At 59.4% G+C, this 9,233-nt stretch carries 6 protein-coding genes and 1 rRNA gene; 2 read left to right on the forward strand and 5 right to left on the reverse strand.

The features are described from left to right. Positions 1 to 13: 13 nt before the first annotated feature. Together JMV15_RS25830 and JMV15_RS25835 are read right to left on the reverse strand one after the other, a co-directional pair. Complete coding sequence (locus JMV15_RS25830) at positions 14 to 646, reverse strand: glutathione S-transferase N-terminal domain-containing protein (protein WP_014717828.1); 633 nt, start codon at positions 644 to 646, stop codon at positions 14 to 16. 48 nt (positions 647 to 694) lie between these two features. Next, positions 695 to 3,052 (reverse strand): DNA polymerase II, encoded by a 2,358-nt coding sequence (locus tag JMV15_RS25835; protein ID WP_038449651.1) that lies wholly within the window; start codon positions 3,050 to 3,052, stop codon positions 695 to 697. A gap of 189 nt (positions 3,053 to 3,241) precedes the next feature. Here JMV15_RS25835 and JMV15_RS25840 point away from each other — a divergent pair, with 189 nt between their 5' ends. Beyond that, positions 3,242 to 6,001, forward strand: a complete 2,760-nt coding sequence (locus JMV15_RS25840) for an autotransporter outer membrane beta-barrel domain-containing protein (protein WP_038449649.1) — start codon at positions 3,242 to 3,244, stop codon at positions 5,999 to 6,001. A 56-nt stretch (positions 6,002 to 6,057) separates the two neighbouring features. Here JMV15_RS25840 and JMV15_RS25845 read toward each other — a convergent pair whose 3' ends face one another. Then, entirely contained in the window at positions 6,058 to 6,516 is a 459-nt protein-coding gene (locus tag JMV15_RS25845; protein WP_038449647.1) for an SRPBCC family protein, read from the reverse strand. A gap of 98 nt (positions 6,517 to 6,614) precedes the next feature. Here JMV15_RS25845 and JMV15_RS25850 point away from each other — a divergent pair, with 98 nt between their 5' ends. Then, on the forward strand, positions 6,615 to 7,016 hold the full coding sequence (locus tag JMV15_RS25850; protein ID WP_003190187.1) for a GFA family protein: 402 nt from the start codon (positions 6,615 to 6,617) through the stop codon (positions 7,014 to 7,016). A 1-nt stretch (position 7,017) separates the two neighbouring features. Here JMV15_RS25850 and mrdA read toward each other — a convergent pair whose 3' ends face one another. Beyond that, positions 7,018 to 8,910, reverse strand: a complete 1,893-nt coding sequence (gene mrdA / locus JMV15_RS25855; RefSeq protein ID WP_014717825.1) for a penicillin-binding protein 2 — start codon at positions 8,908 to 8,910, stop codon at positions 7,018 to 7,020. A 213-nt stretch (positions 8,911 to 9,123) separates the two neighbouring features. Then, positions 9,124 to 9,233 (reverse strand): 5S ribosomal RNA (gene rrf, locus JMV15_RS25860); the annotation flags it as partial.

Consider the following 9,233-nt stretch of genomic DNA (forward strand, 5'->3'; position numbering starts at 1 on the left):
TTGTTTCTTCCGGTTACGAGACCTTCCACTGCGGCCAATGCCGGGCAAAAACGGGGGCCACGACAGGGTCGGCGTCTACCCGCTCCAGGCTCTGCGCAAAGCCCGGCGCCAGGTTGCCGAGCACCTCGCGCGCGTCGTCCCAACGCGATACCGCCGCCGCCATGATGCCCAGTGCATTCGGCGCGTTGCTGGGTGTAAACAGTTGGCCGGCAAACTGATCGGCAAACACGACCCAGGCCTGATGCAGGTAGCGCCGTGTGCCGCTGACCAGTTGTGCTTGCTGCACCTCATCGGCATTGCCCAACCAGCGTTGCGGGTAGTCGATGATGCCGATCGCCGAATAGCAGTTGGCGGCGATATACAGCAAGCCGCGCAGGATCTGCGTACGATCGCCAGCCAGCAACTCGGCCTTGGGATACTCCAGGCCCAGGTGGATCAGGATCGCGGCGCTTTCGGTCAGTACCTGGCCATTTGGAGTGACCAGGGTGGGGATCTGCTTGAGTGGATTGATACGTGCAAGGGCGTCGCTACCCTCGCCGTCCTGCCAGGAACTGGCCTGCACGCGATGCCACGGCACTGCGCAGCGCTGCAGGGCGATTTCGATCATGCAGGATCCGGATTCGTCGGTGCCGTAAAGGGTGTACATGGGCGTTTCCTCCTGAGCGATGGGCAATATTGAGCCTGTGGTGATTATCTAGAATAGCCCCATCTGCCCGCCTACCAGGGTACCGAAATCGTCATTCACGAACGGCAAGATTGCGTCAGCCACGGGCTGCAATTGGCGCGTGACGTAGTGGTCGTAGTCGATGGGCGCCTGCCGCACTTCCAGCGGTTCCGGGCCGTTGACGCTGATCACGTAGCTGATCCAGCCACCGCGCTGGTACTGGCGCGGGCGGCCCAGGCGATCGTTGTACTCATCCGCCAGGCGCGCGGCGCGTACGTGGGGCGGGACGTTGCGTTCGTAGTCGTGCAAGGGCCGGCGCAGGCGTTTGCGGTAGATCAGCAACTCATCGAATTCGCCGCTCAAGGTACGCCGCACGTAATCGCGTATGTAGTCTTGATGGGGTTGGCGATGGAAGATGCGTTGGTAGAGTTCCTGCTGGAATTGCCGGGCCAGGGGCGACCAGTCGCTGCGCACGGTTTCCAGGCCTTTGTAGACCATTTCTTCGCCGCCATCTTCGCGCACGACCAGGCCCGCATAGCGCTTTTTGCTGCCCTCCTCGGCGCCACGAATGGTCGGCATCAGGAAGCGGCTGAAGTGGGTTTCGTATTGCAGCTCCAGGGCGCTTTGCAGGCCGTACTCGTTGCTCAGGTGCACGCGCCACCAGTCGTTGACGTGCTGCACCAGCGCCAGGCCGATGCGATTGGCGTCCTGCGCAGAGTGCGCGCTGCCCAGCCAGACGAAGGTGGAGTCGGTGTCACCGTAAATCACCTCGTACCCTTGGGCCTCAACCAGCGCGCGGGTCTGGCGCATGATCTGGTGCCCCCGCAGGGTGATCGAGGATGCCAGCCGGGTGTCGAAGAACCGGCAGCCGCTGGAGCCGAGCACACCGTAAAAGGCGTTCATGATGATCTTCAGTGCCTGGGACAACGGCGCATTGCGCTCGCGCTTGGCCTCTTCGCGGCCTTCGGACACCCGGGTGACGATGGACGGCAGGCAATGCCGGGTGCGGGAGAAGCGTGCGCCGCGAAAGCCTTCCACCGAGTCGCTGTCGTCAGGATGCTTGAGGCCTTCGATCAAGCCGACCGGGTCGATGAGGAAACTACGGATGATCGATGGGTAAAGGCTTTTGTAGTCCAGCACCAGCACCGATTCATAGAGGCCCGGGCGCGAGTCCATGACAAACCCGCCGGGGCTGGCTTGGGGCGGTTTGTCGCCCAGGTTCGGCGCGACGAAACCCTGGCGGTGCATCAACGGCATGTACAGGTGGGTGAAGGCGGCCACCGAGCCGCCGTTACGGTCGGCCGGCAACCCGGTGACGCTGGCGCGTTCGAGCAAGAACTTGAGCAGCTCGGTCTTCTCGAAAATCCGCGTGACCAGTTCGCAGTCCTTGAGGTTGTAGCGCGCCAGGGCGGGTTTGTCCTCGGCGAACATGCGGTTGATTTCGTCCATGCGCTGGTACGGCGTGGAAATGTCCTTGCCTTCGCCAAGCAGGGTTTGCGCGACGTTTTCAAGACTGAAGGATTCAAAACTCCAAGTGGCCGAACGCAACGCTTCGATACCGTCGATGATCAACCGCCCCGCCGCCGCCGCGAAGTAGTGATTGCGGCTGCCATGTTCGCGCCAGGCCATGGTTTCACCGCCACGCCCCAGCAACAGCGGCACGTTCAGGCGCTGGGCGTGTTCGTGGAGTACGCGCAGGTCGAACTGCACCACATTCCAGCCGATGATCGCGTCGGGGTCGAAAGTGGCCAGCCATTGGTTGAGGCGCTCGAGCAGTTGAGCACGGGTGTCGCAATAGTCGAGCTTGAAATCCACCGCGTCGGTTTTGTTCGGCGGGCCGAGCATGTACACCTGGCGCTCGCCGCAGCCTTCGAGGGCGATGGAATAGAGATCGCCCTGGGCGGTGGTCTCGATATCCAGGGACACCAGCTTCAAGGGCGGGCGATAGTCGGGGGCAGGCTTCATCTGCGCGTCGAGCACGGTGCCGCTTGCATCAGCGGTGCCCCCGAACCAGACGGGAGCGGTGATAAAACGCTCCATCATGTAGCGCTCCGGCGGGCGCACGTCACCTTCGTAGACATCGACTCCGGCAGCGCGCAGGCGCTTCTCGATATCCATCAACTGGCGGTGCTGGCGCGCATAGAGGCCCAGAACCGGGCGGTGATGAAAGTCGCATAGCTGCAAGGGGCGCAACTCGAGATCACGTTCACCCTTGAGCAGCCAATCGAGCGGCTTGCGGTGGGCTTGCGGGATGAACACCACCGAGGTCTGCACGGGTAGGCGAATGCACCGTGGCCCTTGGTCGGTGGCCAGCCAGAAGCTGACCTCGGTACCCGCCGGGGTATCGCGCCAATGCCGGGTCAGGACAAACCCCTGCTGTAAATCCACCGTACCGCACCTCAAGAATCGCGTTCAGGGCGTGATTCTACTCGGCATCCGGGCCAAGGCGTCGGGTAAACGCACATCTAGCGCGCAATATCATAAAAAGGATGTCATCGCTTTTTAGGATAAGAATGCGCTGGCAATATCAAATGGCTATATAGGAAGATAGCGCGATTCAAGAAAAGGATTTCGCGCATGTCGTTCGTCCCCCGCCGTCTGGCCCTGACTATTTCGTTGATTGTTTCCGGCGCCTCGCTTTCTCCTGCCAGCCTTGCTCAAGCATTCATCGATACCCCAACCAATACCCCGCTCACCGTGGGCAGTGGCTATTTTTACAATCCCAGTTTGTGGGTGACCAAGACCGGCAGCATCACCACCCATACGACCGCCGTCAGCGTTCGCCAAAACCTGCCTGATTGGCAACGCAATGTCTTCATTCAAAATGACGGCTCGATCAGTGCCGATAAATTAGACGCGATCAGCCTGGGCGCTGCGACCGATGTGCGCATCGACAACACCGGGGTAATCTCGGGCGCCCGGCATGCAATCTCAGGCGAACAACTCAATTTGCTGAGCAATAATGGCACGCTTACCGGACGTGACGGCGCTGGGGTTTCGATAACGGGTGATGCCACGGTTTACAACGACGGCACGATCACTGGCGCACGAGAAGGACGCCTGGAGAATATCGACGGCGATGGCCTACGCATAGGAGGCATTGCCCACATCGAAAACTCTGGCGTTATCCGGGCATGGGGCGCCGGTGGAGCGGACAAAAATGGACGAGCCAACACCAGCGATGGGGTATCGATTGGCGGTGGCTACCTGTTCAACGGCGGCAGGTTTGATCCTTCCACAGGCATTCCACGTACCGGCTCAATCACAGGTACCAACAATGGCCTCTTAGTCAGTGATGGCCATGATGGGCCGGCAACCGGCGCAACGGAGCTGAGAAATTTCGTCGACCTGCGTGGGCTTGATGGCTATGGCGCACGCTTTATCGGTAATTTCGACGACCGGGTATTCAACGGTGCCCTGATCAGCGGGAGTAATGGTGTAGCCCTGGACATGGGGGGCGGCAACGACACCTTGACGCTGTACCCCGGCGCCCGTTTTGAGGGGTTAGTTGACGGCGGCGCAGGGCATAACACCATGATTCTGGAGGGCTACCAATATTATCCTTCAGATACGCGTGAACCCGACGGGACGGTCGAGGCGACGCGCAATTTTGACGTACTACAAGTGAGTCGCGGCTACTGGGTACTCAATGGTCGCGGCGATTTCAGCGAAGGCGCACGCCTCTCTGCCAATGGTCACTTAAACAACCAGGGCAACATCGCTGGTGACGTGATCGTCGACCAAGGCGCGACTTACCGGGGCCGAGGCTCAGTCAACAATCTTACCGTCAGCGGGAGATTGATCACGGATACCGTTGTCGGCGCTCCTCAGGTCAACGGCAACCTGATCATGAAGCCAGGCTCTGCATTCGAGTTCGCTACTTATCCCGACGGCAGTGCTGCGACCACCCATGTGGTCGGCAATGCCAGCCTCAACGGTGCCTATTTGTGGCCGCAGCCGGGTTACTCGATGGACTATCCCTGGCACAGCACGTACACGGTCCTGCAAGCAGGCAGCATCACGGGGACCTTTGATGACTCCAACCTGCGCAGCTACTACGCCTTCCTGACGCCAACACTCAGCTACGACAATAACCGGGTGAACCTGAGCTACACACGCAACGATGTCGAGTTCATCGATTACGCCCGTACCCGTAACGCCGCCCACGCAGTCAACAGCATCGAGTCCATCACGTGGCGCCACTGGAGCAACTGGGATGGCAGTTTCCCCCCGCCCTCCATGATGCGAAACCCCAACCCGCTCTACGACGCGCTGCTGGCCACCTCGGAGACTACGGCCAGCGCCGCGCTCGAGGCCCTGGCAGGCAGCAGCAACGCCAACCTCGCCAGTGCCACACTGGCGGCCAGCAGCCAGGTGGCCACGTCCATGCTGTCGGCCATGCGCCAGATGAGCAGCAGTTCAAGCTTGCTCGTCGGGCTTGATCCAGTACAAACACCTGAGCTGGCCATAAGTGGCATCCCCAGCAGTGCCCGCAACTTGAATGATCCAAACGCGCGAGGCCGCGTGTGGCTGCAAGGTATCGGCAGCTACGGCAAGCTTGATGGTCAACACGGCAATGCGTCTTCACAGCAACGCACACAAGGCAGTCTGCTGGGTATTGACTGGTCCTTGTCGCCTCTCTGGCGCCTGGGTGTACTGGGCGGCTATTCGAAGACCGATATGGACAGCCACAACGTCGATAATTCATTGCGCAGCTGGCACGCGGGGGCATATGCCGTACGCCAGGATGGCCCAGTTGCGTTGCGCCTGGGGGCTGCGTACAGCCAGCACAGGGGTAACAACAAGCGCACAGTGGAATTCGCAGGTTTCAGCGAGCGCCCCAAGGGTGATTACGATGCCAATAGCCAGCAAGCCTTTGCCGAGATGGGTTACATGCTGGGTAACGGCCGATTGAATATCGAACCCTTCGCCAACCTCGGCTATCAGCGCTATCACCGCGACAACTACCGCGAGAAAGGCGGCGATGCTTCACTCAAGGTGGATGCACAAACCCAGGACAATGTCAGCAGTACCTTCGGGGTGCGCCTGGCTCATCTGAGCCAACTGGACAATGGCATCAGCCTGACCCCGCAGGCCAGCTTCGGCTGGCGGCACCTCTATGGCAATGTCGACAGTAAGACTCGGCAGGCTTTTTTGATTGGCGGCGACGCGTTCAATATTGAAGGCAGCGCACTGGACCGCGACGGCTTGATGGTTGAAGTGGGGTTGGCGGTGGGTTTGTCTGCGCAGCAGAACCTGGGTGTCGGTTATAACGGCGAGCTGGGTAGCAATAGCCGCAATCATGCGGTGGTCGGCCAGTGGCAGATGAGTTTCTAAAGCAATCGAATGCACGCTGGCGTGAAGCCGGGCATCAACCATGATGCCCGTTCGGGTCAGGCTTGATTCAGATAGCTTTCGATATTGCCCATTTGTTCGTCCCAGCCACGGGAGTTCATCTTGAAGGCTTTCTGGCGCCGCGCTTCGGGGATCTGGTCAAACCCGGACTCGACGACCCGCAAGAGGATGCCTGGAGCGCGATCCTCAATCGTGAACTCCACCAGCGTCGGTGTTTCCTTGTCGTAGTCGACGCCCTCTTCCACTGCAAAAGGATGCCACCAGAAAGAAAACAGCGTTTGGGGCAGGATGCGTTCGATCCTGGCCTTCCACACGACATGTTCGTAACCTGGGTAGGTAATTGGCGCTTCGATGGTTTCTCCGGCCACAAAGGTTTTACCTTTAAGCGCGATACCGAACCAGTTACCAAATTGCTCGGCCTGCGTGAGTGCCTCCCAGACCTGTTTACGTGATGCGCTGAGCAGCACCTTGCGTTCGATGCGATCTAATACGTGCATGAGTCACCTCCTTCACTGAACACTAGGCGACATCAACCAATGCGCAACCTTGCGTTGTGCGCGATGATGATGACCCCCTCCTTGCCTGGCCATAGGTTATGACTGACCCACTGAATGGAAGTTGCTTGTGCAAAGGTGTGCGCTACCAAGTCGACAGCCTGGACATGCCCATCAGCCACTGCCACTGCGAAAGCTGCCGCAAGGCACACGCGGCCGCGTTTGTTGCCACGGCCGGGGTGATGCGTGAGCATTTTCGCTGGACGCAGGGTGAGGAGCTGCTGTCGTCCTTTGAATCTTCGCCGGGCAAATTCAGGCATTTCTGCTCGCGTTGCGGCGCGCATCTAATTGCTGAACGTGGGCATCAGCCCCACGTGATCGTGCGGGTGGCGACGCTAGATGATGATCCGGGCGTCAGGCCCACCTCGCATATCTGGACGGCCCATGAAGTGCCCTGGCTGGCCTATGACGGCGTAGCGCGCTGGGACGAATGGAAGGTCTGAGTCAAACCCGTGGATCACCCGGCGCCTTGGCCGGCGCCGCGTATTGCGGCTTGAGGTGGCCTTCCTGGTCGAGCAGCCAGGCATCCATGATCTGGCGCACCACAGGCCCGGCTACACGGCCGCCGGCCTCACCGTTTTCGATCATGACTGAAATCACGATTTTCGGATGTTCGGCCGGCGCGAAGCCGACGAACAAGGCGTTATCGCGATGCCGCTCCAAGGTCTTGTTGCGGTTGTAGCGCTCACCCTGTTTGATCGCCACCACCTGGGCGGTACCACTCTTGCCGGCGATACGGTATTGGGCGCCTTGTGCTGCCGCTCGGGCGATACCGCGTGGATCGTGCATCACCAATTGCATGCCGTGGTTGACCTGCTCCCAGTCACGCGGGTCCTTGAGCACCACGTTGGGCATTGGGTGCTCATCTACAGGCGCCACGCCATTGATGGTCTTGGCCAGGTGCGGGCGGTTCCATACACCTTTGTTGGCAATCAATGCTGTGGCCTGGGCCAATTGCAGTGGCGTCACCTGCATATAGCCTTGGCCAATGCCGAGGATCACGGTTTCGCCTGGGAACCACGGCTGGCGACGGGTCGCACGCTTCCAGGCTTGGGATGGCATCAGGCCGGCAGACTCTTCGAACATATCCAGGGACACTTTCTGGCCCAGGCCGAACTCGGCCAGATAGTCGTGCAGGCGGTCGATCCCGAGCTTATGGGCCAGGTCGTAGAAGTAAGTGTCGTTGGAACGCATGATGGCCGCGTCCATGTCCACCCAGCCGTCACCGCTGTGGTTCCAGTTGCGGTATTTGTGGTCAAAGTCTGGCAACTGATAGTAACCCGGGTCGAACACTCGGGTTTGTGGGGTAACGACACCGCTGTCGAGACCGGCAATGGCCACTTCCGGCTTGATGGTTGAACCTGGCGCGTAGAGCCCGCGTAGCACGCGGTTGAACAGCGGCCGGTCAATGGAGTCGTGCAGCGCGGCGTACTCCTTGAAGCTGATGCCGGTGACGAACAGGTTCGGATCGAAACTCGGTTTACTGACCATAGCCAGTACTTCACCGGTTTGCGGGTCCAGGGCGACCACTGAACCGCGACGGTCGCCCAAGGCCTCTTCGGCGGCTTCCTGTAGCTTGACGTCGAGGCTCAGGACGATGTTTTTGCCAGGGATCGGGTCGGTGTGCTTGAGCACGCGCAGCACACGGCCCTGTGCGTTGGTCTCGACCTCTTCATAACCGACATGGCCATGCAGTTCTGACTCGTAAAAGCGCTCGATTCCGGTTTTGCCGATGGATTGGGTACCGCGGTACTCCACCGAATCAAGGGTCTTGGATTCTTTTTCGTTGATGCGGCCAACGTAGCCGATGGAGTGGGCAAAGTGCGCGCCCAGGGGGTAATGGCGAACGAATTGTGGCTCGACGTCCACACCAGGTAGACGGAACTCGTTAACGGCCAAAACGGCGATCTGCTCTTCGGTCAATTCGTAGAACAACGTGACGGGAACAAACGGGTGACGGGCCTGCTTGAGCGCCTTATCAAACACCGCACGGTCTTCGGCAGGCAGGTGCAACAGATTGACGATTTCGTCCAGCTCACCCTTGAGGTCGGCGGTGCGCTCACGGGTGATGGTCAGGTTATAACTAGGGCGGTTGTCGGCCAGCACCACGCCATTACGGTCATAGATCAAGCCGCGAGTCGGTGTGATGGGCAGTACGTGGACCCGGTTGTTTTCCGAAATTGTGGAGTGGTAGTCGTACTGCACCACCTGCAGGAAATACATGCGCCCTACCAGCGCACAGGTGATCCCAATCACCAGCACCGCACAGGCGAGCAAGCGCTTGTTGACCAGGCGGTTTTCTTTTTCGTGATCTTTGATAGGTATCGGTTCAGGCATTTCTACAGCATCTCGTTGGAAAAGGTCGACGCCGCATCCTGCGGATAAGGATCAATCCTTGTGAAAATGTGCTGCACCATAGCAAAAATGCAGAAACACTTTGTATCGAATTCCCTCAACGGCAGCTTATTTAATGTTGCCAGAAGCGCTGGAATTTTCGAGCGCCCAAAACAAAACCCCAACTGCTTTCGCAATTGGGGTTTCGGAATTTAATCTTGACGATGACCTACTCTCACATGGGGAAACCCCACACTACCATCGGCGATGCATCGTTTCACTGCTGAGTTCGGGATGGGATCAGGTGGTTCCAATGCTCTATGGTC

This window comes from Pseudomonas paracarnis, from assembly GCF_904063055.1.
In the GTDB taxonomy this organism is placed as follows: Bacteria; Pseudomonadota; Gammaproteobacteria; order Pseudomonadales; family Pseudomonadaceae; genus Aquipseudomonas; species Aquipseudomonas paracarnis.